Source organism: Flavobacterium sp. DG2-3 (assembly GCF_030730925.1).
GTDB lineage: Bacteria > Bacteroidota > Bacteroidia > Flavobacteriales > Flavobacteriaceae > Flavobacterium.
On the sequence record NZ_JAVAMB010000025.1, the window covers coordinates 1 to 26,186 of the forward strand.

Consider the following 26,186-nt stretch of genomic DNA (forward strand, 5'->3'; position numbering starts at 1 on the left):
TTTTAGAAGTTTTTAGCAGATTAAAATAGATTTTATTTTAGGAAATCTGCTAAAATCTTTTATCGATAAAGGAAATCTAAATTATCTGCTAAAATCTGCGTGAAATAAACTTTGCGTATAGATTTGTTTCACTTAGATTTTAGAAGTTTTTAGCAGATTAAAATAGATTTTATTTTAGGAAATCTGCTAAAATCTTTTATCGATAAAGGAAATCCAAATTATCTGCTAAAATCTGCGTGAAATAAACTGCCAATCTTTGTCGATTTACTAGTGTGATCCTTCCTTCGTCAGGATGACAAACTATGAAGTTCCTTATTAAAAATTAATTATTTTTTCCAAATATCCTCGTATTCGTCTGGATGTCTTTTAAATTGCGCATGAACATAAGGACAAAGCGGTAAAACCTTCAAATTATTGGCACGTACATAAGAAACCATTTCTTCTAAAAGTTTTTTAGCATAACCTTTTCCTTCTGCTTCTGGCTCAACTCCAGTGTGATAAACCGTCAATAGATCAGGTTTGATACTTACCGTCATTTCTCCCAGTTTTTTATCGTCAACATAAAGATTAAAAGCACCGTGTTTTTTCTCGTCCAATTCTAGTTTTATTGTTTCCATTTTTTTGGTTTTAGTTGTTTTATAAGGACAAAGTTCGCTAAGTAGTCGGTTAAGTCCTCTTAATGTAGATTAATTTCTTTTGGTTGCTTTTGCTCGTGCAGAATTTACGCAAAGCTCGCTAAGATTTTTTATAAAAAGCTTAAGCGGAATCTAGATTAAAAGTTCGCAAAGCTTTATAGGTAAAGCTTTGCGAACTTTTAATCTTAATTAAATCCTTAAAAAACTTTGCGTTCTTTGCGAAAATCCTTTGCGCACTTTGCGTAAATCTTTGCGTTACTTGCGGTTAAATCAATAAAGCAATTTAATTATATCCCTGCTTAATTCCTAATTTTTTCATTTTAGAATACAAAGTCTGCGGTTGCATTTTTAAAAGTTCTGCGGCACCGCCATTACCCGAAACTTTGCCGTTGCAGATTTGGAGCGCATTCATAATATGTTCTTTTTCCATTTCTTCCATTGACTTTATTTTGTCTGTGCCAGTTTCTAAAGAGAGAATGGCAACGCTCGACGGCAAGTCAAATTTTTCAATTTCGTTTGTTTTGGCAAGAAGCACATTTCGTTCTATTAAATGTTCTAATTCGCGCACGTTTCCTGGCCAATTGTACTTTTTTAATTGTTCTAAAGCTTTTGCGCTTATGCTATTGATATTTTTTCTAGAGCTCGCTGCATACTTTTTTAGAAAGTAATGGGCTAATATTTCAATATCTTCTTTTCGTTCTTTTAAAGTTGGCAACTGTATCGGAAATACATTTAATCGATAATACAAATCAAGTCTGAAACGCCCTTCGGCAACTTCTTTTTCCAGCGATCTATTGGTCGCCGCCACAATACGAACATTGATTTTTATCGTTTTATTTCCTCCCAAACGCTGAATTTCTTTTTCCTGCAGCACGCGCAATAATTTCACTTGAGAATCGAGTGGCAGTTCGCCAATTTCATCAAGAAAAATAGTTCCGTTATTAGCTTGTTCAAACTTTCCGATTCGTAACGCATTCGCGCCCGTAAAAGCACCTTTTTCATGCCCGAAAAGTTCAGATTCTATTAAAGATTGCGGTAAAGCGGCGCAGTTAACCACTACAATCGGGTTCGATTTATGTGCTGAAAGTTCATGTATAGCATGTGCGACTCTTTCTTTTCCTGTGCCGCTTTCGCCTAAAATAAGCACAGAAGTTTCGGCTGGAGCCACAATTTTTATTTTTTCTATAACATCATTCAAAAGCGGACTCTGACCGATAATTCCTTTGATTTCTTGAGCTTCAGTATGGAATTGGTTTACAGCCAAATCTTCCTTTTCTTGATCGAATCGGTATTTTGCAATGTCAAGCATTACAATAAGATCTTTTTCTCGAAAAGGCTTTACCATAAAACCGTACGGATGTGTTGCTTTTACCGCTTCTAACGTGCTTTGATTGGTATTGGCAGAAATGTACAGAAAAGGCAGATTTTTTTCGCGAAGTTCGTTTGCGAGATCAATTCCGGTTAATTCTCCTTTTAAAATGATATCCAATAGAATCCAATCCGGACTTTTATCTTCGATTAATTTTCTAGCTTGAGCCACAGAAGCGGCAATTCCAACCACTTGATAACCGGCTTTGTGCAGCATGATTTTCAAATCATTTGCAACTATAAATTCATCTTCAACAATTAGTATTTTCTCCTTCATCTATAATGATGTCATTTAAGAGTTCTCGGCCGTTTCGTCAAACTCGGTTTTTCCTGTAAAGGTAATTGTGATTTTTAATCCATTATCATTTTTCATATTAAAAGTGCCATCAATCTGGTCAGTTAATCCGATTATTAAATTCATGCCGAGTGAATTTCGTTCGATATTTTCAAGTTTTTGAGAAAGCCCAATTCCGTTATCAGAAATCTGAAGTTTATAGTTTTTTTCGCCGATGTTTTTAAGAACAATGCTTATTTTTCCTATTCGATTATCAGGAAAAGCATATTTTATGGCATTGCTAACGGCTTCATTTATAATCAATCCGATGGGAACAGCTTGGGCAACATCGAGATAGATTTTTTCCACTTCTAAAACAAAATTAATTTTTTGAGCGGTATGAAAACAATCTTTCATACAATTGATTAATTCGTGAATATACCAATCCATATTAATATTCGCCAGATTATCAGACTGATATAATTTCTGATGAATGAGCGACATGGCATGCATTCTGTGCTGGCTGTTTTTTATGGCCATTAATGCATCTTCGTTATGCAGATAAGCCGATTGTGCATTTAGTAAACTAATGACAATCTGAAGGTTGTTTTTTACCCGATGGTGAATTTCTCTTAGAAGCCATTCTTTTTCGGTCAGCAGTTTTTTGTTGAGTTCGTTGAGTTCAGCAATCTGCTGGCGCTGTATTTCTATTTCTTCGTTTTTCTTCTTTTTTAATCTAAAAGCGCTGTACAAAAGCAATAGAAAGAGAAATCCAACTAAAATATTTTGGTACAGCGCTGTTTGTTGAGCATCAATTTCTGAAGCTGTTATTTTTGGAGAAAGCAGATTTTGATTTTCTTGACCCATACCCGTATTTCCAAGCAAAAGCAAACCCATTATGCATAAGGCAAGAAAGTGTTTTTTGATGGATAGAATAGGGGTGAAAATCATTTTTTTAAGATATTATAATATCATAAATCTGTATTCCAAAATGAGTATTTTTCTAGCTGTCTCGATGGTATAGGTAGCAAATGATCATAGCAACTCCAGGCACGATTAAAGTTCCTAATCCGAAGAATTTTCCGGCAACAGCCCCAAGAAAACATCCTGCCAAAAATCCGATTAAGGTAACCAGCTGTTTCTTAAAACTTAAAAATACTTCCGCATCTTTAAGTCCGTTTTTCAGCAAATTGCCCAGATCTAGAGAAGCCTGAGTTACATTTCCTGTCATCATAGTTGTCGGACCGTGGGTTTCTTTAGCGTAAAGCTTTCCAAAAGCATTCTGAAGTCCCATAGCAAAAACGGTTGTCATAGCAACTGTATACATTGTCCATTCTTCGAAGTTTTGCAAATAGCCAAAAACGTACGATGCGATACCGCTTAAAACCAATAGCACGCCTTCCCAAAACAAAATAGTATAGCGATTGGTAGCTTTTTGCGCGATTCTTCCTCCTGTAATTACTGCAATAATAAAAATGGGAAAAGTAAGCAGTTTTACCCACGCATGTATATCTGAACCTTTTACAATTTGATAAGCAAAGACGATAAAGTTACCCGTTACGTGCGCCGAAAATATCGAATCGGCAGCGACAAAAGTGACGGTATCGCAATACCCTGCTATCATGGTTAGAAGCAGGGTTACGTACCAAATATTTTTTTGTTGAATTTCCATAATTTGTTTTTAGTTTAAATGTGCGCGAAGCATCCACGCCATTTTTTCATGATTTTCTACTAATCCTGTAATAAAATCGCTTGTTCCAGCGTCTTGCAAATCGTTGGCAATAAGATTAATGTTTTCTCTCAAATAAATAATGATGCTTTCGTGATCTACAAGCAATTCTTTGATAAAACCATTGCTGTCGTTTTTCTCTTGTAATTCTTCTGTAAGATGTGTCAAGGCAAGAAAATCTTTTAGTGTAGCTGGCGTATAATGACCTAAAGATCTGATTCTTTCTGCAACAGTATCTACAATCTCGTCGATGGCGTCGTATTGCTGTTCAAAGAAAAGGTGTTTGTTATAAAAATCTGGGCCTTCAACGTTCCAGTGCGCTCTTTTTGTTTTAGTATAAAGTACAAATTCGTCTGCAAGAACTTTAGCCAAAATAGCTGCGATTTTTGAGATGTTTTCTTGTTTGATTCCGATGTTTGTTTTCATTTTTAATTTGGGTTTGATGAATAAATTTTTATGTTAATTCTGAATTAATTTAAACACATAGAAACATAGATTTTCGTTGCTATTGAAAAAGGATACAAAAAGAAACTAGTTTCTCACACATAGTTCTGTGTGTAATTTTTTGCGAGAACTTTGTCAAAGTTTTAAACTTTGACAAAGTTGGCAGGCAGTGCTATGTGTATTCATGAAAGTGAAACGCCTTTTGTATACTCCTAAAAGCTATGTTTCTATGTGTTTAAAAAAATTAATTATTTAATAAGTCTAGCAAATAATAATCTAGCGAATATGTTCCCGCGCCGAGCGCAAGAAGCAATAATAGCGATAAAGTGTACATATACGGAACGTCGCGCACTTCGAGCGAATCGTTTCTATGGACCACAAAATAACCAACTGCCGTTACACCGATTGTTGGGAGAACAGCAAGTCTTGTTCCGAGTCCGAGAATGATGAAAAACGGAATTACAGTATCTGAAAATGTTGCCACTAGACCGTTTAGTTTTTCAGGCAAATGCAACGGATTCGGAACGTGTTCTTTCTGTCCGTTTTCGACTCTGAATTTTTTCATTCCGTGGACTCTGAAAAGTTCTACAGCTAGCAGCACTCTAAAAATTAAAATCGCTGCATTGTTAAATGCTGTTCCTAAATCAGAATGGAGGATTTGTTTTATAATTTCGATCATTTTTTTGAAATTTAGAAAGCAAAACAAGAACAGCCTAAAGCGCCCCAGAATGCATTATAATTATTTACCGGAACATTGCTCATTCGCGCCGCGTCGTGATTGTGTAAGTGAACATCACAGCTTCCGCTGCAACTGTGAACCTGCGAAGTCAGTTTTGGTTTTGCATCTGCTTTTGCATTTTTTTCAATCGCACTCTGCAAACCGCTTCTTACTGGATATCCGTTGTAAATATTCGTTGGCGACCAATCTGGTAAAATCGGAATATGCGGCGGAGAAAATGAAGAAAAATCACCGTTAGCATACACAATTTTTCCGTCTACAATCGTTAAATCGGCTTCGATTTTTTTGATGTCTTCGTCATCGATTGTAAAGTAATCGCGGTCTAAAACCACTAAATCAGCAAACATTCCCACTTTAATATCTCCTTTTTTATTCTGCTCTTGCGAAAACCAAGCACTTCCTCTTGTATACAATTCTAAAGCAGTTTGTCTGTTCAATCTCGTTTCATTGTATAATTGAAGTCCTCCAACAGTTTTTCCAGCGGTCATCCAATACATAGAAACCCATGGATTGTAACTACTTACACGTGTAGCATCTGAACCCGCACCAACTGGAACTTCCATTTCAATCATTTTCTTGATTGGCGGTGTATTTTCAGCTGCTTTTGCTCCGTAACGATCTGTGAAATATTCACCTTGATACGCCATTCTGCTTTGTACAGCGATTCCGCCACCTAAAGCTTTTACACGTTCGATATTTCTTTCATCGATGGTTTCAGCATGGTCAAAAATCCAAGGAAGCCCGTTGAAAGGAACGTCTTGATTGATCTTTTCGAAAACATTCAAAAATCTTGTAATGCTTTCGTTATAAGTGGCATGAAGTCTGAAAGGCCAACGATTTTCTACTAAAAGACGAACTACTTTTTCTAGTTCAGCTTCCATGTTTTCAGGAAGATCTGGTCTTGGCTGAAGGAAATCTTCAAAATCGGCAGCAGAAAAAACGAGCATTTCACCCGCTCCGTTATGGCGGTACATATCATTTCCCTGATATAATTTTACCGTATCAATCCAATCCGAGAAATCTTCAAACTCGTGTTTTGGTTTCTGGGTAAAAAGATTGTACGCGATTCTTACCGTTAATTGATTCTTTTCATTCAATTCATTCACGACTTTATAATCGTCTGGGAAATTCTGAAATCCGCCTCCCGCATCAATAACACTCGTGATTCCGAAACGGTTCAATTCTTTCATAAAATGACGAGTCGAATTGATTTGGTGCTCGTAAGAAAGAGTAGGACCTTTTGCCAAAGTCGAATACAAAATCATCGCATTTGGAGTTGCAATAATAAGTCCTGTAGGTTCTCCATTAGAATCGCGTTCGATATGTCCTCCAGGAGGAGCAGGCGTATTTTTGTTATAGCCAACTGCTCTTAAAGCTGCTCTGTTCATAAGTGCTCTGTCATACAAATGCAAAATAAAAACAGGAGTATCAGGTGCAATGGCATTGATTTCTTCTAGAGTTGGCATTCTGCGTTCGGCAAATTGAAATTCTGTCCAGCCGCCAACCACACGAACCCATTGCGGATTTGGAGTGCGATCTACTTGCTCTTTCAGCATTCGAAGTGCATCTGCCAAAGAAGGAACGCCATCCCAACGCAATTCTAAATTATAATTTAATCCGCCTCGAATAAGGTGAATGTGCGAATCATTAATTCCAGGAACGACTCTTTTGTTTTGAAGATCAATGATTTTGGTTTCTTCAGCAGCAAAAGTCATAATGTCGCTGTCGTTTCCAACTGCAATAAATTTTCCGTCTTTAATTGCAACTGCTGTCACATTTGGCGTTTCTGCATTGAAACTATGGATTTTTCCATTAAATAAAATTAAATCTGCTTTCATAACTTTTATTTAGTGTTCAACTTTGCAATTGCTTGCTTAATTCCTTCTCCTGCAACCGTATAATAAGCAGGCCCAGCCAATAAGATTATTTTCTTTAAAGGTTTGTGTGTGGCTAATTTTTTATCCTGCAGATACGTTTCTGTTCTATACGCTTCAAAAGCACCTAAAACCACATTTTCAGCAACCAAAGCGGTTGGAGAATCAATTCCTGCATCTTTAATATCGCTTGCAAAAGAATAGTTTGAAACGCCTAAACGTAAAGCTTCACGCATGGCAGTGCTTCCTACGCTAATCATTAAATCAGGCGAAAATTTGTTGCGATCTCCTAAACCTATTAATAATAATTTTTTCGAAGCTAAAGTGCCTTTTGGAGGCGTAATCAATAAAGTTTCAAGCGAATGGCCTGTAAATTTCCCGCTTTTGCGCAGTTCGGTAATAATGCCTTTTAGCGCGTCGTCTAAATGTACCATTCCGTTAAGGTTGGCAGGCAGGGCAGGAGGGTTGGTAATATCACCTTCTGTATATTCAAAAACGCAGGCAACTTGTAAGTCAGCTTCTGCTGCAGATGGTCCCTGAACCAATCCGTTTACTGCAATTCCGTCTACTTTCCCCCAAGTTGTAGTCGAACCAATTGAAGCTGTTTGTGCAAAAGCATTGTTACTAAGCGAGCCTGCAAATGTTATAAGTAAGAGCATCAGATACGAATATCTCAGGCTGTATTTTGCTGTGTTTGTTTTCATTGCTAAGGGTTTAGTTTTATTATTTTGATTTGTTTTTAAACACATAGAGACATAGATTTTTCTTGTTTTGAAAAAAGGATAAAGAAAGAAACTAGTTTCTAACACATAGTCCTATCTGAAAAGTATTGGGAGAACTTTGTCAAAGTTTAAAACTTTGACAAAGTTGATTATTGTTGATACTATGTGTATTATTACAAGAGAAATGCCTTTTATTCACTCCTAAAAGCTATGTTTCTATGTGTTAAAAATTTAATTTTGTTGTTTTAAAATTTGAATCCGAGTTGCACATTAAAGAAAATACCATCTTTAGCATTCGGAGTAATATCGTTGATAAAGGCGCCAGTTTTGAAATACTGAAACCCGTTTGAAATGGATATATATTTATTGAAATTATAGGTTAAACTGGCCAAATAAGCTGTTCCAATATACCGTTTGTCTGACATGCTTCCTAAACGATTTAGACTTCCGCCTGGTCTGTAAACACCGTCTTCGAGTGAATATCGCCAGTTAAAAACTACATCAAGCTGGAACTGTAAGTTCGAAAGTAGATCCATCGTGGCATAAGGATGAATATCAATCAAGTTAACTGGCCCAATTTGTGGATTAAATCCGAAATAGCCTCCTTTTGGAAAAAGCGGATTAAAGGTCTGCAAATCGCCGTCGCCTTGAATTTTATCCCCCGAGATGTAATCGTTTCTAAGATTTATCGTAGGTTTAAATTTGGTGTTTTCAAACATATATCCAACGTCTATAGAGCCTGTCCAAGCATTTATATTTCCCGAACCAAAAGTGCCAAATTGGTAAGCTGCTTCTAGATTGTAAATAAAACCGCCTCCGTATTTCCAGAATCTTGTGCCTATAGTATGCCTTCTTTCTGGAGCAATTCCTTCTTCAAAAACAGATCGATCTCTTCGTATTCCGAGATAATACAAATCAAGATTTCCTGCTTTTGGAATGATTATTTTAGAATAAGCTCCCCAGAGATTCAGCTGTTTAGACATTTTATTATCAAAAACACCCGAATTCACAGCATCCTGCATCATGGCAAAAGCATCGATGTAAAGCCTTTCAGAGGCATACATTATTTTTCCTCCAGTAAAATACAATCGGTCATTTCGTCCTTCCTGTACAGAAATTAATCTTCCAGAACCGTAGTCAAGTTCTTGTCTTCCAGCTCTGATGATTATTTTTTGATCTTCTTTTTGATAGACATTTACATCCAAAAAAAGATTCTGCACATTCAGCTGATCTTGATCTGTACCTATCGTTCCGTTGAATATTCCATCTTGCAAAGCGCTTCTAAGCTGTGCAAAGACGCGGACATTTTTTCCTAAATGAATATCAGCATGAAGATCATAGCGCTGGAGTATAAAATTGTTGCTGCCGGTATCAAATCTCCCCCAGTCTTCATTATTGAAATAAACATATTCATATCGGGCTTCGCCGCCAATTGACATGTAAATGTCTTTTTCTTGATTTAACGGAATGAATTTTAATCGTTCGTAAAAATTTCTGTTCGAGTCTTTTAAGAATTCATAATTTTCATCATAACGCATCAACTTAAAATTTTGAGCCGATGCAAAGCTTCCAAAAAAGAGAAAAAGAAAAAGTAATTTGGCGTTTGATATGGATTTTGCTGATTCCAAAATAATGAAGGCTTAGAGAGTTTGTTTTTATGGATTTCAAATTTCAAGTTTCAAGTTTGACATTGAAATTGAATTTTGAGATTGAATTTTGATTTAATGTTTCAACATGTTGTGTGCGTAGTGAATTCCTAAACCGTAAGAACCACCGTATTTTTTCATTAAAGAAGTCACAGGACCGTAAGTTGCTTCGCGTGCCCAGTCTCTTTGCAATTCTAATAAATATTGAATAGAAGTAATTGGAATTGCTCCAGCCTGAATCATTCTTTGTACAGAACGTTCGTGCGCTTCAACGCTTACGTCGCCGCATGCATCCGTAATAATGTAAACTTCGTAACCTTCTTCGATTGCCGATAAAGCTGGGCCAACAATACATACGCCAGTCCAAAGTCCAGCAAGAACAATTTTTTTCTTGTTTTTAGCCACAATTGCTTTATAAGCATTTTCATCTTCCCAAGTATTCATTGAAGTTCTGTCAATATATCCAGAAGTAGCAATTGGGTAAAACTCTTCAACTTCAGGAAAAACAGGTCCAGAGAAGCTTTCTTCTGCAACAGTAGTTACAACAGTTGCTACATCAAATATTTTTGATGCTCCAGCTACAATTGCCACATTGGTACGTAATTCGCTTAATGGAATATTGTGTGTTGCAAAGGCCATTTGTCCTTCAAAATCGATTAATACTAATGCGTGATTGTCTGGTGATAATAAGTTAACTGATGGTTTCATATTATTTGTTTTAAAATTTATTAATTGGTTTTTGGCTAATAAAATGCCATATTTTTAATTTACTGCAGAACACTGTTTTAAGTTTCGAGCAGTGAAAAATTAGTAACGATATATCGTAATTTTATTAAGGAGTTTTGATATTAATGCGTAGAAAGTTTCTTAATCATTTCGGCAGAAACAGTATCGGCATAAATTCCAAAAGCGCTGGTTAAAACACCTTTTAGATTGTAGATTTCAGATTTAATTCCATAAACAATATCTTCATCTCCAGGATTGGTATCGCCTTCAAATCGGAATAAATATTCAATCTTGAATTCTTCTGGTGACATGCTCTGCGTATTGTTGTTGTAACGAATGCAGTTGCTGTCCAGATTAAAGTTTTCTGTAAAACCTTGTGTGCTCAGCCATTGCAAAGCTTCTACAACGGTATCAAAAGAGGGTTGCTGAAAATAACTCATAATTGAAGAGGATTAAAACTGCCTGTAAACAACCTTTACAGGCAGCGATTAATGATTTATTTGATGAATTCTAAAATATCGTTATTGATAGTTTCAGCATTAATTGTCGGCATACCGTGAGAGAATCCTGGGTACGAAATCAATTTTCCGTTTTTAAGTAATGCAGCTGACTTTGGCGCTTGATTGTAAGGAACAATTTGGTCGTCTTCTCCATGTAAAACCAAAACAGGGATATCCAAACTCTTTAAATCTTCTCTAAAATCGGTTTCAGAAAATGCTTTAATTCCTTCATAGTGCGATAATACAGAACCCATCATTCCTTGACGCCACCAATTTTGTTTGATCCCTTCTTGAACTTCTTGTCCTTCGCGGTTCCATCCGTAGAATGCAATAGGGAAGTCATAAAAAAATTGTGCTCTGTTAGCGGCAGTTCCTTTTCTGATTTCGTCAAAAACTGACAATGGCACACCTTCAGGATTAGATTCGTTTTGAACCATTATTGGCGGTACAGCGCTAATGATAACCGCTTTTGCCACGCGTCCTTTTCCGTATTTTGCAGCGTAACGAATTACTTCACCGCCTCCGGTTGAGTGCCCTACGTGAATAGCATTTTTTAAATCTAAAGCCTCTGCTAATTCAGCAATATCAGATGCGTAAGTTTCCATGTTGTTCCCTTCAGCAGCTTGGCTAGAACGTCCGTGTCCGCGGCGGTCGTGTGCAATAACTCTGTACCCTTTTTGAAGGAAGAACATCATTTGTGCATCCCAATCGTCACTTGATAAAGGCCATCCGTGGTGAAAAACAATTGGCTGTCCAGTTCCCCAGTCTTTGTAATAAATTTGTGTTCCGTCTTTTACTGTAAATGTGCTCATGATTTTTTGATTTTAGGATTAATTTTATTTTTAAATATTTGAATAATTTGTAATTATGTTTAAACTTTTAACAAATAGATTATAGTTTGTTTATTGTTGTTAGGTTTCTGATGCAAACTTATCATGAAATGAAACAGCTGTCGATTAATCTAGATTAAGAAGTGAAAAATCGACTTAAATTTTTTTGTTTATCGAAGTCTTTTCTGTGGAAGTTTGATTTTTCCTCGAACGAAATTGCGGGATCCCGACCTGAAAATGGCAGCCTAATTGTTTTCATATTTTTTAGCATTCTTAAAGTGGTTTATTTGAATGCGATAACTATTGCCAATTAACATGCCTTATTTGCAGTGTCTTTATTTTAAAGGCTTTGATTAAAAATGGGTATTTTTTTATTTACGATATTTCGTTAATTTATGAGTAATTCGCTTTTTTGCTCATAAAATTGGATTTGCCTTTTATAAAATAAAAATGAAGATTAGTTAAAATAAATACAAAATAGTATGTACTTTTGCCACCAAACTATTTGAACAAGCATTGAAAAGGTTAATCATTATAGCACTTTCTATTTTAATACTGTCGCCATCTTTTGGCAGCTTGTTCGTTTATGCTTCTTTTAAAATCAATCAGAAAGAAATTGCTCAAACCATTTGCGTTCAGCGTAAACAGGCTTTTAATAGCTGTAACGGGCGATGCGAACTTCAAAAAAGCATTAAAAAATATTCTGATAACGAAAGAAAAATGCAGGACAGCTTAAAAGACAAACTAGAGCTTGTTTATGTTCAAAACACTGCAGAAATCAATCTTAACGTAATTCCAGTTATCGAATCAAAAGATAACGCTTCTATTTTGTTCGAAAAGAAACCAATCGGGGCTTCTTCTCCTACTTTTCATCCTCCGCTCTACACGGTTTAGGATCAACATTAGTTTTTAAATTCCAATATTTAAATTCCAAATTCCAAACTTTTGAAATTCCAATTTTTTAAAATTCCAAATTCCAATTTGGAATCTGAATTTCGAATTGTTTTACTTTTTCGCTTAGCGCAGATTTAAAATCTTGGCTTATCGATATTAAGTAATTATTTTTTTGGAACTGATTTTGATCTTCTTTTTGTAAGTGAAGAAAATAGCTTTATGCAATCTTCATTTGCGTTGCCATTTCTTGGCTTATTTTAACAGCATTTGGCCTTTTTGCTATTCAAAAAATTATGGCTTAATGTTATATTGTAAACGTTTTTTTATAACATTCATCAAATGAAATCTTTTAATTTTTGGATAATCGCACTGTTATTCGCGGTTACTTCCTGTACAATTGATAAAACAGATTACGAAGCAGAAACGGGTTCTGAAGTTCCTGAAAGTTACGAATTTAAAGAAGCTACTTCGCTTACAAGCGGAAACTATAAAATTAGTATAGAAGCTTTAAACGGAGCATTTTACAAAGGCTACAATGAGCTTCGTCTGAAAATTACCAATACTCAAAACAACCAAGAGCTAACAACTGCTGCAGTGACTTTTCTGCCAATATTGAGTAATGCAGACGGAAGCAAAAGTTCATGTCCGCATGAGTACAATGTTACTTATGATGCTACAAATAAATACTACAGCGGTTATTCTGTTTTTACAGGAGAAAGCACTACAAAGGCTAGTTGGAAATTGTACATCAGTTTTACGGCCGACAACCAAAAGTATGAGATCAATAAAGATGTTACTGTTGAAAAACAAAGCAATAAAAACCTCAATATGACTGCTTTTGCAGGAAATGATGGAGAACAATACGTAATTGCATTGGTTTCGCCTCAAAAACCTACCGTTTCAGAAAATGCGTTGGTTGCTGGCATTTATAAGTATAACAAACCAACAACACCTGCGGGAACTTTTCCAGATCCGTCGCAGTTTTCTTATTCAGAAGTTGCGGGCTATACATTAAAATTAGATCCGAGAATGCCTGAGCCTTCAATGGGAAATCACTCTTCGCCAAACAATAAAGATTTAACTCAGGAAACTGACGGCTTGTATCATGGTGTTGTGAATTATACGATGACAGGAAACTGGACATTGAACTTCATTATGATGAACCAAAACGGTTTGATCGTAAAAGGAACGATAGTTCCGACGGATCATACGCCTGGTGTCGAAGGTGTGAAAAGTGAACTTTATATTGATACTTTATTCTAATAACATGAAATATATTATAATGCTGCTTTTTTTTGAAATTTCAGTTACAGCTCAAAATCAACATGCACATCACGATAGCATAAAAAAATTAGAAGAAGTAACGGTAAAAAGTGCGACTAAAAAGAAAATTGAAACAGAGATGAAAATGGCTGTTTCGGTAGATGAATTTTTGTCTTCGTCAGATAATATCAGTTTTATAAAACGTGGGGCTTATGCTTGGGAGCCTTTATTGAACAATATGAGTACCGAACGTTCGACAGTTACGATTGACGGAATGCACGTTTTTGGCGCTTGTACCGATAAAATGGATCCGATTACATCTTATGTGGAAAGCAATAATCTGGCAGCAATTGATATTAAATCAGGACAGGAGGGAAGCCTCCACGGTTCGACCATTGCAGGAAGCATCGATTTAAAAAGAAAAAGCACGCAGTTCGGACTTCAGAAAAAATGGAATGGTGCTTACCAAACGGGATTTGAGTTTAATAATAAGCAGTTTTTCAATTTAGGAAATGTATCTTATTCAGGAACTAAATTTGTTGCCGATGGAAGTATTTCTTATCGAACAGCAGATAATTATTCTGATGGAAACAACGATGAAGTAAAACATTCGCAATACAATAAATTCAACACTTCGTTGGGATTGGCATATAAAACCAGTGAATTGTCTTCGTTAAGATTGGACGCTATTTTTGATATGGCAAAAAATGTGGGATATCCTGCATTGCCAATGGATTTGTGGCTTTCACGTGCGTTAATTACTTCTGTGGCTTACAAGCAATTGTTTGAAGAAGGATTAGTAAGAGTAGTCGATACAAAAATATATTTTAATACCATTGAGCATTATATGGACGACACGACGCGACCAGAAAACTTGGTTCACATGGATATGCCAGGCTGGAGCACAACTTACGGATTGGTTTCGAAAGCGAATTTGAAAAAGGACGATTACTCTTCTGAAATTCAGTTGAATGCTTACGATAATCTTTCTATTGCAGAAATGCGCATGTATCCGCAAGATCGAAGCGAAAGAACCATGTTTGCCTACAGTTGGCCTTGGGTTACGACACGTTTTGCCGGACTTTCGATGAATAATTCTTGGGATCTTTCAGAAAGAAGTCAGGTGAATTTGGGCGGTTCTTTGGGAGTGAATTACAATTATTCGAAGTATATAGAATTCAACTGGATTTTTCATCCAGGAGCGCCTCAAGAAAAAACGAGATTTCTGCCAAGTTTAAATGCGGGATATCATTTAAACATCGATCAGTTTAATTTTTCTGTAGGAACAGGTTACGGCCATAGAGCTCCTTCTGTTTCTGAAGGTTACGGTTATTATATCTACAATAGTTTTGACCGTTACGATTATATCGGAGATCCGAATTTGAAAAATGAAATCTCGTATGAAGGAAATGCGAGTGCAGGGTTTAAAAACGAAAGATTAAGCATTCAAGGAAAAATAAACTATTTCTACATTCAGAATTATATTATTGGTAAAATCTTGAGTCTCGGAAGTCCGATGAATTATCAGTCGGTTGGAGTTAAAGGTTATACATCTTTAGATTATGCCACGCTTTTAAATATGTCTGCCAATGTGAGTTACGATATCTTGGAGCACCTGCACTGGAAAGGAACGCTGACTTATGCGCGCGGAATGGATGATAAAGGAGGAAATCTGCCATTTATCCGTCCGTTAAGTTATCTGACTTCATTGCATTATATGTATAAAAATTTCGGAATCCAGACTTCTGTCAATGGCGATTTTGAGCAGATTAATTACAGTCCAGAATATGGCGAAGATTTAACTGGTGCTTACGCAATCTGGAATATTTCTGCTGATTATTCTTTTAAAATCAATAAAGTAAAAAGCACGATTCAGGTTGGTGCCGAGAATTTATTAAACGAATATTACAGCACTTATGCCGACTGGGGAAATATTCCGAGAATGGGACGTAATATTTTCACGTCTTTAAAAGTGAATTTTTAATTAGAATATAGAGAATAGAAAATAGAATATAGAGAATAGAAAAAAACTAGTTTATAAGACATAGCCTCTATGTTTTATTACAAGTGAAACGCCTTTTATAGATTCCTAAAAATCTATGTTTCTATGTGTTAAAAAAAATCAACTCAAAGAGTAAAAAATGAAAAAAGTTTTTAGTATCACAATGACGATTTTGTTCCTGCTGGTTTCTTTCCAGCAGGCGCTTATCATTGTGCACTTTAAACTGAATCAGAATGCCATAGAAAAAGAATTTTGTGAAAACAAAGCAAAACCAGAACTGCAATGTCATGGTAAATGCCATTTAAAGAAAGAACTTCAGGACACAGAAAAAAACACCGATCTAGAATTGAGAAGCATCAGTAAACAGATTGATATCGCTTTAATTTCTAATATTGAATTTGCTGTTTTGACTCCGAAAGATATAAACGCTAAAAAGGTTTTTCTTTATAAAGAATATGGTCAGACAGAGCCTTGCCTTGAAATTTTTGTACCGCCGCCTATTTTATAATTTTATTTTTTAACACATAGAGACATAGTTCTTTTTGATAGTGAAAAAGATAAAAGAAAGAAACTAGTTTCTAACACATAGTTCTCTGTGTTTTATTACAAGTGAAACACCTTTAGTAATTCCTAAAAGCTATGTCTCTATGTGTTAAAATAATTTCAAAGTTTTAAAATACAGTACAAAAATTAAAATCATAAAAATGCAAAATTTTAAAAAATACCTTTTATTATCTGCTGCCGCTTTGGCATTTGTTTCTTGTTCAAGCGATGACGATGCGCCAGCTGCAAACAATGTAACGTTAGAATTCAACAATACATTTAAAGATAAAACTATTGTTTTAGGCGATGCAGCTTCTGCTTCGGCAACGACAAATACTTCAGCAGCAGGACAGATTCATCATTTTTCTGAGGTGAAATATGTAATCAGTAATATTCGTCTAATAAAAGACGACGGAAGCGAAGTGCCGTACAATGTAAATGATTTAGATAAAGGAGCAACGGTAATCGATCAGGCAAAAATGGCTTCTTTAAGCTATGTTTTAAGCAATGTGCCATCTGCAAATTACAAGCAGATTAAATTCGGTTTGGGAATCAAGACAGAGCAAAACACTTTGGATCAGACAAGATTTCCTAAATTTTACGCAGCAGCTGGAGCCAATGATACTGAAATGATGTGGGAATGGGGAACAGGATATCGTTTTACAAAAGTGGAAGGTTTTTACGATACCGATAATAAAGTAATGTCTATTCATACCGGAAGTACGATAGCAGGAGCTGAAGGTGCTTATAAACAAGGCGTAAATGCTTATAGAGATGTTACTTTAAACTTAACTGTTAATGCTATTGTCGGGCAAAACGCTCCGAAAATCAAAATTAAAGCTGATTTCGACAAATTATTGAGCGGAAAAATCAACACTATAACATTATCGACAGGAGAAGGAGCAAACGATAACGCAACTCCAAATGTTCATACAGCAGCTCAAATGGTAAAATTTGTGGATAATCTTGGAGGAAACGGAACAAGCGATATTTCAGGAATGTTTTCTGTGACTAGCGTAGAAAACTAAATTAAACTGATTGAGATTATAATTGTTATAGGTATTAAAAATGAATTGCCTCCATCTTTAGATGGAGGTGTATGAATTGGCAAAAAAGAGCCTTTAGCCTAAATGCAATAGTTTGGCTAAAGCCTAGCTTATTTGCTATTTCAAAAAATCCCCTAGTTAAAACTAGGGGCTATGGAAAAAAAACTTTAGCAACTTATCTTAATCAATATAGATTCAGCAAATCAAATCAAATTTGATCTGCTGAAATCTTCATAAATCTGCGTGAAACTTTTTAATCTGCAGGTTTAAAAAATCTATTGTGAGCCGTCTGAATTTTAAAGACGGCTCTATTTTAAATTCATTACAAATGAAAAAAATATTTGGCTTCATAATAATTATATCCGTCTTCGCTTCTTGTAACAGCGACGATTCGGATATGATTTCTTATGATAATCCTGAGCTTTCATTGCAAATTCCCGCTGATTTTCCAGAAGTAAATCCTTATGTGAGTTTAAATAAACCCACAAAATATGGTGCCGAATTGGGCGAAAAACTTTTCTCAGACAAAAGATTTAGTGCCGATAATACAATTTCGTGCTCAAGCTGTCATATTCAGGCGAGTGCTTTTGCCGATCATAATCCAAGAGCTATTGGAATCGAAGGAAGAATCGGACTTCGAAATGCACCTCCAATTCAAAATCTGATGTTTTTGAAGTTTTTTAATTGGGATGGAAGCAGATTGCAGTTAGAAACGCAGCCACTAGTTCCGATTATTACGCATGAAGAAATGGATTCTTCTATTTTGGAAGTTATCGGTAAAATTAAAGATGACGCTTCTTATAATGATTTGTTTAGAAAAGCATTTGGAGATCAGGAAATTACTGCGGATCGGATTTACCAGAGTATTGCGCAGTTTGAATATACTTTAATTTCTGCCAATAGTAAATATGATAAAGTAAAACGCAAAGAAGGCCAGTCGTTTACAGAAAGTGAAGAGGCTGGTTATGCTACTTTTCAGCAGAAATGCGCCAGCTGTCATAGCACCGAATTATTTACCGACCAAAGTTTCAGAAATATTGGTTTTCCATTGAATACAGATTCTAATGAAGCTGGACGCGGAAGAGTTACAGGAATCCCAGCCGATTTTATGAGTTTCAGGGTTCCGAGTTTGAGAAACATAGAATATACAGCACCTTACGGAAGTTTTGGCCAATTTTCAACATTAAAATCGGTTTTGGATTATTTTGATAAGGGTGTTTTAGAAGCTGATAATCTGGATCCTATTTTTAAGAATAATGGGAATAGAATTCCGCTTACCGAAGAGGAAAAAGAGAATCTTATTGCATTTATGAAAACGCTGAGCGATCAAGAATTTATTGGGAATTAGTCAGTTGGTTTATTGTTTATTGTTTATTGTTTATTGTTTTGGAATTATCATTCAAGTGTCACGTTTAAGAAGGAAATTATTTAGATCACATACAAGAATCCAGAGGATTCAAATATTTATAGAATGTATGTTGGACCGTGGTATGACCCCGAAGGGGTCAAATATCATCGGCGTTAATTATGTTCTATAAATATTTGAATCCTCTGGATTCTTTTGCTTTAACATATAAAAAAGGGATTTTTATTTATTCGTTTTTACACGCGCTTTCGCGAAAGAGCGACAATGAATTTGATTCTAAGTTCATATCTAAGAATCCGGAGGATTCAAATATTTATAGAAAATTTATGCTGTAGCGTGAGTATGACCCCTTCAGGGTCAAATATCAGCGGTGTTAATTATGTTCTATAAATATTTGAATCCTCTGGATTCTTTTGCTTTGATATGTAGAAAAAACGGATTTCATTTATTTGTTTTTATACGTGCTTTCGCGAAAGAACGAAAAAGAATTTATAGGGAAATAGGCTGTTGTTTGTTGTTTTGGAATTATCATTCAAGTTACCTTGAGAAAGGAAATAATTTTTAGATTCACATTAAAAGAATCCGAAGGATTCAAATGTTTATAGCATAAAATTTTCAACGTAGACATGTGACCCTGAAGGGGTCATACCCACGGTCCAGCATAAATTCTATAAATATTTGAATCCTTCGGATTCTTTTACTTGTAAAAAAAATTGAATTTCTGGCATCTGTTTCTATCTGCACTTTCGCGAAAGCAAACCCGTTTCAATTTGAAAATACTTGATTTTACTAGTATTCCCATTTTTTTTAGAATAAAATGAGAAATGTTTATAATATGTTGATAAATAATACGTTCCCGACAGTGTTAAATTCTGATTTCGATAGATTAAATGTTTTAAATTTAGTAACTGAATGATAGTTAATTATTTAAAAGTATTTGAATATGGAAAGAGCTATAAAATTACAGGTTCGTAAGGAACTTGATGGAAAACAAGAAGTAAATATAATTAAGCTGAAAGGCAGTTTGATAACTAAAGGCTACACAGAAATTATTCATATTAGTGATAAGGACGATGAATTTTACATTAATTCATTTGCCACCACAACTGCTAGCAATGAAGTGAAAGAATTTATTTTGGATTTTATAAACAAAGAAAATTTAAGCAATACAATTAGCGTTCTTGCTTAATAATGTAGAACAGCATAATTGCATTGCTTAATGTTATTTTTTGTTAGTTTACACTGCACTTGTAAAACTTGTACTTTGATCCAGATAAAGAGGCTCTTTTGGCAGATCTTCTGGTTTCTCGTCCCAATCTCCCCAATCTCCTACATAAGTTTTACGAAAGATTAATTCGTTATTATCGCCATTACAAACCAAAGTTCGGTCTGTACAGGTTTTGGTGTTTGGACTGAAATTAATTTGTAAATTTTCCATGACGTGATAATTTAATTGTTTTATGAGATTATAAAATTAGAAATATCGTCTTGGACTTTGTTATAAAATAATATTAAATTATTGTTTAATTTTAATGTATGAGTCTGAAATATAGAGTGATATAAAAAAAAGCTAAACCGGATTTGTTTAGCTTTTTGTATTATTTCTTACATCTTCCACGTGGTTCATCGCCTTCGCGAAGTATAATTTCAGAGTGTAAAAATTGCGCGGCATCGGCAGAGCCTTTTACTTTTTCTGCACTGCGTTCGAGCATTTCGGCTTCAAATTCTTTTAAAACACTTTTTCGAAGTCCGTTTTTTCTCCATTGCGACTTTGCATTGCAACATTTGGTAATTTTTTTAGCCAATTTTAAAGCGTCTAACAAAGCTTGATTGGCGCCTTGTCCCTTAAACGGGCTCATCGGGTGCGCGGCATCGCCAATTAAAGTACTGTTTTTATTTTTTTCTAATAATTCGGAACTAAGCAGTTCGCGGTCATAAACAGGATATCCAGAAATTAAACTTGATTGTGTAGCCTCTAAAATCTGCGGAATAGGAGCGTGCCATTGCGTTCTGCGAATCGCTTCTTCTTTAAGAGCTTCAGGTCCTTTTGCACTTAGTTCTTTGGCTTCTTCTTCTGACATTGGAAAACTCAATTGCCACATGACAGAATCGGCAGTGTAAGGCATAATATAAATGCGTTCATTGCCATTGGCTGTCTGAAAAACGGTTGCCGAATCTAATAACGGACTCGAAACATCTTCAAGCGAACTTAGTGGACAAATTCCCAATATTACAATACACTCCAAATAACGGAGCGGAGTTGCATCTTCGCCAATTATTAGTTTTCGCACTGCACTTCGAATACCGTCAGCACCCACAACAAGATCGGCTTTAGCTTTTTTAAATTCTCCATTTACCTGAAAATTCAATTCAACACCATCTTTACTTTCTTGAAAATCTATCAATTGATATCCCCAATTAATGGTCTTTTCGCCAAGCTGTTCGAGTAAAGCCAACCGAAGCGACTGCCTTGCGATGTGGATATTGGTTCGTTTTATAGGTGTTTTAATTTTAGTTTCCAGCCATTTTCGAGTTCCCCATTCGCCTAAAACTTTTCCTTCTGTATTGTGAACAATATGTTTTGTCGAAATAACTCCGTCTAAAGAAGTAATTCCTAAGCCTTTCATGGCTTTGCTGGCTTGTTGGAGCGTAAGTCCGTAGCCTTGAGATCTGGCGTCAAAGTTACTGTCTCTTTCGTAAATGGTATAAGGAATTCCGCGGTGCAGACAGGCGACAGCCAAAGCAACGCCTCCAATACCGGCACCAATTATAGCAACATGTGGAAAATCGGTATTAACTGGTGTAAAATGATCGGATTGAATTAATCCAGAACCAGAACAGTTAGTGCATAAATGTAGATGAGCTTTAGGTTTAACAGGAGGAGAATCGGTGCTTTTTGTTCTCTCATATTCAGCCAATTCTGCCTTATAAATGCGTTGTGCCTTCTTAGTGAGCCCACGATTTATTTTGCCCTGTCCTTGGCATTCCTGACATATAATCCACATATTCTGTTGTATAGCTTACTTTAGTATGAAGTTGCAAAGTTACATCAACTATTGTATTTAAACTACTGATTTTCAAAACTGGAATATATTCAATATAAGAATTTTAATATTTTGAAAATCAGTCAGTTGTATTTATTGGTTTGCTTTTTTAGTTTGATTCTATAAAGTTGTCAATATAACGGGCAATCATATCAGGATATTGGTGCTGCGGGCCATGTCCTGTCTGAGCAATCGTGATAAGTGTTGCGGTTGGCAATTTTTGGTTGAGCTCGAACCAGTTTTCTGGAGGAAAGCAAACTTCATGATTAGCAGAAATAATTAAGATTGGAACATTGGTCTTCATTAATTTTTCTCTAGTATTATAAGGATCATTTATATAATCGTCATGAGATTTACTGTAATATTCCCAAAGTTCTGGTCTTACTTTTGGATCTTTATTTTCTCTTTCCTGTATTCTTTTATGACTTTCTACCGCTGCATTTCGGCTTATTTCAGAAGTTGGCTCAAAGAATAATATAGTTTCATGTTCGAGCGTGTAATCTGGAATATAGGCTGTTTTAATAAAAATTTCTTCTAGGTTATGATTTACTTTTCCTGGAGGTTTGGTTCCAATTAAAATGGTGTGCGTAATTCGGTTCGGAAATTCAGTTGTTATTACTTGTGCTGCCCAGCCGCCTAACGACCATCCGCCTAGTATAAATTTGTCAATTTTTAAAGCATCGGCCAGATCAATAGCATCTTTTCCAAAACCTAAAATCGTTTCATGCGGTGTACCAGTCGAAGAAGCAAGTCCTTTATGATTAAAAGTGATCACTCTGTATTTTTTTGCCAATGCATCCAAAAATGCGGGATCCCAATCGTCTAGATTCCCTCGAAACCTATTGCAGAGAATAATGGGTAATCCTTCGCCAATTGAGCGATACGCTATTTTATAATCTTGAACAGTGGCAAATTTAGTTTCTGACTGGCTTGCCTTACTTAAAGTTTTTTCTTTTTCCATTGTAATAAAGTTAATATTGATTTATTTGTTTTGAATAGTCTTATCTAATTCCAAATTCCCGATAAAGCTTTTTCTTGGATATTTTTTGCAAAGAATGGAGTCTCTTCTTTATTGTGTTCTTCCAAATTGTTTTTCATAGTAATTCGAATGGGTTCAAAATCTGAAACCCCTGCATTTTGAAGTGATTTTATAAAATGTTCCGTAAGCGAGATCACGACGTGATTGGAAAGTTCACATGAAGAATCGGATAGTTTTTTTACTTTCAATTCCCATTTTACATATAAAGTAGTATTTCCTAAAGCAGAAAAAGAATCCGAAACAGAGTTTACAGTGCAGTGATCTCTTTTAGAAATATCTTCTATATAATGCTGAATCAGCATGTTTCCTGCTATCTGTTCCCCATTTATAGATGTTCTTAAACCTTCTTCGGTCAACGAACTTCCCGCAGCAATATGAGAAGAAGAGCATTCCTGATATTCCTTATCTTTTAAAGTAAAAAGCCATTCGGTCAAATTAATATTCTCAAAAGGAGCATTAATTACAGCGGTTGTGATACTTTCTGTAAAAGATTCCATAATTATGAATTGATATTTTTTATAAAATCTTCTGTAGTAGAAAGCACATGTCCATAATGAGGAAAATTAGTTTCGACTGTTGCTTTTATTTCTTCCCAGTTGAAAGCGCCAATTCCGTCTTTGATTAAGGTAACATGATAACCCAGCTCGACACCAAATCTTGATGTAGAATCGATACAGGTATTGGCTCTCATGCCTGCGAGAACAATTTGGTCGATATTATGCTGACGCAAAAGAAAATCTAAATCGGTATTGGCAAAACCACTCGCTGTCCAATGATTTTGAGCAATAAGATCGCCTTCTTGCATACTAAGCTCTGGGTGAAATTCGGCTCCCCACGAATCTTTTTCAAATAGCGTAATGCTTTTGCTTCCTAAATGCGAAGGCGCCATAAATTTCCAGTTGAGATAATCCCTAATTTGGGTATTCCGATGGGGTGCATAAATAATCTGGATTTTCTTTTCTCTTGCAGCAGTTAATAGCTTTTTGATGTTATTAACCACTCCATTTCCTTCCACGGTTTCCTTTGTAACCGAATATAATTTCCCGCCTTCAGAAAGAAAATCATTAAAAGGATCGATAATGACAATGGCGGTTTTTTGAAGTTGATACAAGCTCATAATTTCTAGTTTTTTAATTTAAGTCGTTGTAAACTAATAATATGCCATTTGCTTTCTAGTACAGTTTAGTTGCTGTTGCGTGAATTTTCAGAAAAGGAAAACTGCGATATTTAACTAATTTTCGAAATATGGTCAATTGATCTAGAGTGATTTATGCAGTTTTATTTTATAATTTTTGAAAAGGATTATATAATTAGGAAAGGCTGTATTTACGCTAATTTTAATAATCATTTAAAAAGGAAAGAATTATGGACAAGAATAATCAAACCCAGAAAAACCCGAACCCAAAACAGGGCGGGGCAGATCATCGAACTGATACTAGAAAACATCAATATAAAGAACACGATGAAGTTTTGACTAACGATGAAAATTATGATGCTGATACCAAAAAGTTTAAAGGCGAAGCGCCAGAACTCGATGATAAGTTGAATAATGAAGAAAAAAAATAATTCAAAAACGTCTCAATTTTGTTTGAGACGTTTTTTTATGGACTTTTTTTAACAGATCGAACTGAAGATGTAAAAAATATGAGTTGATTTTTATAGATTTGTAAAAATCTAATATAATCTCTCAAAATACTATTTGAGAAACCATATATAATATAAGGCATGAAATCGATTACTTCAGTTTTTTTTCTTTTAATGTTTGTTTGTTCCAATTCATACTCGCAGTTGAGTTCTGAAAAAATATTCGAAAGTTTTAAACAAGGTGAGCGTACCAATTGTTCTTCTATAGCTTTTATTAAAGCATCTTTAAATGTATACGGACTTGACAATCTTTTTATAAGCGAAAAATTAGCGAATGATTCTTATAAGATTACGCTAAAAAACAACGCAACCTTTCATTTAGACAGCAGTGAAGTAAATAAGGCGACAAAATCTGCGGGTTTTGTTTATATCAAAGATAATTGTGACAGTGAAAAAATAAGAGATTATGCTATTTTGACTTATGCTGTAATGGCAAAATATATGCAGATTATCGATAACGAACCCACTTTTGAGAAAGCTTTGGAAGAATTGGAAGAAGGAACGGTTTATACTCCAACCATCTATAAATACTTAGGATTCAAATTAGGCAAGCAGATTCAGAAATTAAAAAGACAATCTGGAAGTGAATATTGCGGTGTTGTCGCATGGTCAAAAGCGCATGCTGTGTTTGTTTGTGAAGATTTTATGGATTATTACGGCAACAAAAAAAGCATTTGGATCAAATATCCGGGTCGTTTTAGAATTATTAAGTCTTAAACAATACGTAGTTATACTGCCGAAAAATCCTTAATTTCTGGGGTTTTGGTGTACTATTTTACTTATCGCAACGTAACAAATGTAATTTTATTGTGAAAAAGGAAATATAAAAGTTGCTTTTTAACATAATTTATATATTTTTGTTTTTATTCAAGAACCAAATCTATTATGAAAATGAAGAGTAAGATTATTTTATTATGTGTCCTTTTCTTCTTGACAACTGCTGCTGTTTCTGCGCAGGCAAAAAATGCACCAAGAAGTATCATTAGTACAACAGCTTTAATTCGTAAATACCATGATCAAAAAGAATTAAGTGGTATGCAAAAAGGAGAACTTTTAGAATTGTACATTGAGCGTATTAAAGTTTTGGTTAAAACACTTCCGTACATTGCTTTGGTTACTAAACCAGGTGTTACAATGGCAGATTTGGGTATTCCTGATACAGCAGACAACAAAAAAATATTAGACGGTCAGGCAGAAGGAACGACTACTTTCTTAGATACGACAGTAGAATTTCAAAGAAAAATGATGCCTTACTCAGATAAAGGAAATCTTATCGCTGCAATTTTATTTTATGAAACTACATTAAAATCTTTACACGAGTTTAACGAAATGTAATCATTTTAAAAAACAAAATACAAACTCCAAGGTTTTACGATCTTGGAGTTTTTTTTTGTTTTTTACTTTATTAAAATGGAATTTAAAAGAATTAAAACGACTTTTAATTTTTCTCTTTTACTATAATTCTTATAAAAACACAAAATCAATAGTATTTTGTAACTATTTTGTTTTTAGTATTTTATAATATCTGCATCGTTTTCGTTAACAATTTTTTTGCAAAAAGTTTATTTAAAATTTGGGAAATCGCATTTTTAATTTACTTTTGTTCTATCAAATTAGTAGAGTTTAAAAATAACTAAGAAACGCAGTGATTAAAATCCACACACTTCCATTTCAAATAAGCAAAACCATTTGGCAATTCGGCCGAATGCGTTACTGCAGTTAAAATTCCTCTTTTTTAATTCATTATCAATTAATACCAAAACCCTAAATAGGGTTAAAATTTTATAGGCCAATTTTAAATAATAGTAATCCAAAAAAAAAGTAAAAATGAAAAAACGAATGTGCTGCAGCTAAAAGA

Annotated in this window: 27 protein-coding genes; 10 read left to right on the top strand and 17 right to left on the bottom strand. The window is 34.9% G+C overall.

Annotation, left to right across the window (positions count from 1 at the left end; translation table 11 throughout):
• Positions 1-326 precede the first annotated feature (326 nt).
• From Q9Q97_RS21555 to Q9Q97_RS21610, 12 genes are all read right to left on the bottom strand, one after another.
• Positions 327-617, bottom strand: a complete 291-nt coding sequence (locus tag Q9Q97_RS21555) for a GNAT family N-acetyltransferase (RefSeq protein ID WP_095929144.1) — start codon at positions 615-617, stop codon at positions 327-329.
• 301 nt (positions 618-918) lie between these two features.
• Complete coding sequence (locus tag Q9Q97_RS21560) at positions 919-2,280, bottom strand: sigma-54 dependent transcriptional regulator (protein WP_306160925.1); 1,362 nt, start codon at positions 2,278-2,280, stop codon at positions 919-921.
• Positions 2,281-2,295: 15 nt separating this feature from the next.
• Positions 2,296-3,228 (bottom strand): sensor histidine kinase, encoded by a 933-nt coding sequence (locus Q9Q97_RS21565; protein ID WP_306160927.1) that lies wholly within the window; start codon positions 3,226-3,228, stop codon positions 2,296-2,298.
• A gap of 52 nt (positions 3,229-3,280) precedes the next feature.
• Positions 3,281-3,949, bottom strand: coding sequence for a YoaK family protein (locus Q9Q97_RS21570; protein ID WP_306160929.1), 669 nt, complete (start codon positions 3,947-3,949; stop codon positions 3,281-3,283).
• Positions 3,950-3,958: 9 nt separating this feature from the next.
• A complete protein-coding gene (locus tag Q9Q97_RS21575; RefSeq protein ID WP_306160932.1) occupies positions 3,959-4,432 on the bottom strand; it encodes a Dps family protein in 474 nt (157 codons plus the stop codon).
• Positions 4,433-4,694: 262 nt separating this feature from the next.
• A complete protein-coding gene (locus tag Q9Q97_RS21580; protein ID WP_306160934.1) occupies positions 4,695-5,129 on the bottom strand; it encodes a DoxX family protein in 435 nt (144 codons plus the stop codon).
• Between the two features lie 11 nt (positions 5,130-5,140).
• Positions 5,141-7,027 carry an amidohydrolase gene (locus Q9Q97_RS21585; protein ID WP_306160936.1) on the bottom strand — a complete coding sequence of 629 codons (1,887 nt, stop codon included), beginning with the start codon at positions 7,025-7,027 and terminating at the stop codon, positions 5,141-5,143.
• A gap of 5 nt (positions 7,028-7,032) precedes the next feature.
• Positions 7,033-7,767, bottom strand: a complete 735-nt coding sequence (locus Q9Q97_RS21590; protein ID WP_306160939.1) for a M17 family peptidase N-terminal domain-containing protein — start codon at positions 7,765-7,767, stop codon at positions 7,033-7,035.
• A 263-nt stretch (positions 7,768-8,030) separates the two neighbouring features.
• The gene (locus Q9Q97_RS21595; RefSeq protein WP_306160941.1) at positions 8,031-9,323 is read right to left on the bottom strand and encodes an alginate export family protein; all 1,293 of its coding nucleotides are present in this window, start codon (positions 9,321-9,323) and stop codon (positions 8,031-8,033) included.
• A 183-nt stretch (positions 9,324-9,506) separates the two neighbouring features.
• A complete protein-coding gene (locus tag Q9Q97_RS21600; RefSeq protein ID WP_306160942.1) occupies positions 9,507-10,139 on the bottom strand; it encodes a hydrolase in 633 nt (210 codons plus the stop codon).
• 140 nt (positions 10,140-10,279) lie between these two features.
• A complete protein-coding gene (locus Q9Q97_RS21605) occupies positions 10,280-10,597 on the bottom strand; it encodes a phosphoribosylpyrophosphate synthetase (protein WP_125723550.1) in 318 nt (105 codons plus the stop codon).
• 56 nt (positions 10,598-10,653) lie between these two features.
• Positions 10,654-11,469: an alpha/beta fold hydrolase gene (locus Q9Q97_RS21610; RefSeq protein ID WP_306160943.1), complete on the bottom strand. Its 816-nt coding sequence runs from the start codon at positions 11,467-11,469 to the stop codon at positions 10,654-10,656.
• Positions 11,470-12,003: 534 nt separating this feature from the next.
• On the opposite strand from Q9Q97_RS21610, the gene Q9Q97_RS21615 reads away from it, so the two are divergent.
• From Q9Q97_RS21615 to Q9Q97_RS21645, 7 genes are all read left to right on the top strand, one after another.
• On the top strand, positions 12,004-12,381 hold the full coding sequence (locus Q9Q97_RS21615) for a hypothetical protein (protein ID WP_306160944.1): 378 nt from the start codon (positions 12,004-12,006) through the stop codon (positions 12,379-12,381).
• A gap of 339 nt (positions 12,382-12,720) precedes the next feature.
• Positions 12,721-13,644 (top strand): hypothetical protein, encoded by a 924-nt coding sequence (locus tag Q9Q97_RS21620; protein ID WP_306160945.1) that lies wholly within the window; start codon positions 12,721-12,723, stop codon positions 13,642-13,644.
• A gap of 4 nt (positions 13,645-13,648) precedes the next feature.
• Positions 13,649-15,628, top strand: coding sequence for a TonB-dependent siderophore receptor (locus tag Q9Q97_RS21625; RefSeq protein WP_306160946.1), 1,980 nt, complete (start codon positions 13,649-13,651; stop codon positions 15,626-15,628).
• Positions 15,629-15,785: 157 nt separating this feature from the next.
• On the top strand, positions 15,786-16,154 hold the full coding sequence (locus Q9Q97_RS21630; RefSeq protein WP_306160947.1) for a hypothetical protein: 369 nt from the start codon (positions 15,786-15,788) through the stop codon (positions 16,152-16,154).
• A 196-nt stretch (positions 16,155-16,350) separates the two neighbouring features.
• Positions 16,351-17,217, top strand: a complete 867-nt coding sequence (locus tag Q9Q97_RS21635) for an MbnP family protein (protein WP_306160948.1) — start codon at positions 16,351-16,353, stop codon at positions 17,215-17,217.
• Positions 17,218-17,563: 346 nt separating this feature from the next.
• A complete protein-coding gene (locus Q9Q97_RS21640; protein ID WP_306160949.1) occupies positions 17,564-18,583 on the top strand; it encodes a cytochrome-c peroxidase in 1,020 nt (339 codons plus the stop codon).
• Positions 18,584-19,544: 961 nt separating this feature from the next.
• A complete protein-coding gene (locus tag Q9Q97_RS21645; RefSeq protein WP_125723558.1) occupies positions 19,545-19,790 on the top strand; it encodes a hypothetical protein in 246 nt (81 codons plus the stop codon).
• A gap of 48 nt (positions 19,791-19,838) precedes the next feature.
• On the opposite strand, the gene Q9Q97_RS21650 is transcribed toward Q9Q97_RS21645, so the two are convergent.
• The 5 genes from Q9Q97_RS21650 to Q9Q97_RS21670 form a co-directional block, all read right to left on the bottom strand.
• Positions 19,839-20,039, bottom strand: coding sequence for a hypothetical protein (locus Q9Q97_RS21650; protein WP_306160950.1), 201 nt, complete (start codon positions 20,037-20,039; stop codon positions 19,839-19,841).
• Positions 20,040-20,199: 160 nt separating this feature from the next.
• Positions 20,200-21,606 carry an NAD(P)/FAD-dependent oxidoreductase gene (locus Q9Q97_RS21655; protein ID WP_306160951.1) on the bottom strand — a complete coding sequence of 469 codons (1,407 nt, stop codon included), beginning with the start codon at positions 21,604-21,606 and terminating at the stop codon, positions 20,200-20,202.
• Positions 21,607-21,754: 148 nt separating this feature from the next.
• The gene (locus Q9Q97_RS21660) at positions 21,755-22,606 is read right to left on the bottom strand and encodes an alpha/beta fold hydrolase (protein WP_306160952.1); all 852 of its coding nucleotides are present in this window, start codon (positions 22,604-22,606) and stop codon (positions 21,755-21,757) included.
• 44 nt (positions 22,607-22,650) lie between these two features.
• Positions 22,651-23,181, bottom strand: a complete 531-nt coding sequence (locus Q9Q97_RS21665; RefSeq protein WP_306160953.1) for a hypothetical protein — start codon at positions 23,179-23,181, stop codon at positions 22,651-22,653.
• Positions 23,182-23,183: 2 nt separating this feature from the next.
• Complete coding sequence (locus Q9Q97_RS21670) at positions 23,184-23,801, bottom strand: isochorismatase family cysteine hydrolase (protein ID WP_306160954.1); 618 nt, start codon at positions 23,799-23,801, stop codon at positions 23,184-23,186.
• A gap of 248 nt (positions 23,802-24,049) precedes the next feature.
• Here Q9Q97_RS21670 and Q9Q97_RS21675 point away from each other — a divergent pair, with 248 nt between their 5' ends.
• From Q9Q97_RS21675 to Q9Q97_RS21685, 3 genes are all read left to right on the top strand, one after another.
• Positions 24,050-24,250 (top strand): hypothetical protein, encoded by a 201-nt coding sequence (locus Q9Q97_RS21675; RefSeq protein ID WP_306160955.1) that lies wholly within the window; start codon positions 24,050-24,052, stop codon positions 24,248-24,250.
• Between the two features lie 159 nt (positions 24,251-24,409).
• Entirely contained in the window at positions 24,410-25,045 is a 636-nt protein-coding gene (locus Q9Q97_RS21680) for a hypothetical protein (protein ID WP_306160956.1), read from the top strand.
• A gap of 174 nt (positions 25,046-25,219) precedes the next feature.
• Positions 25,220-25,663, top strand: coding sequence for a hypothetical protein (locus Q9Q97_RS21685; RefSeq protein WP_306160957.1), 444 nt, complete (start codon positions 25,220-25,222; stop codon positions 25,661-25,663).
• Positions 25,664-26,186: the final 523 nt, after the last annotated feature.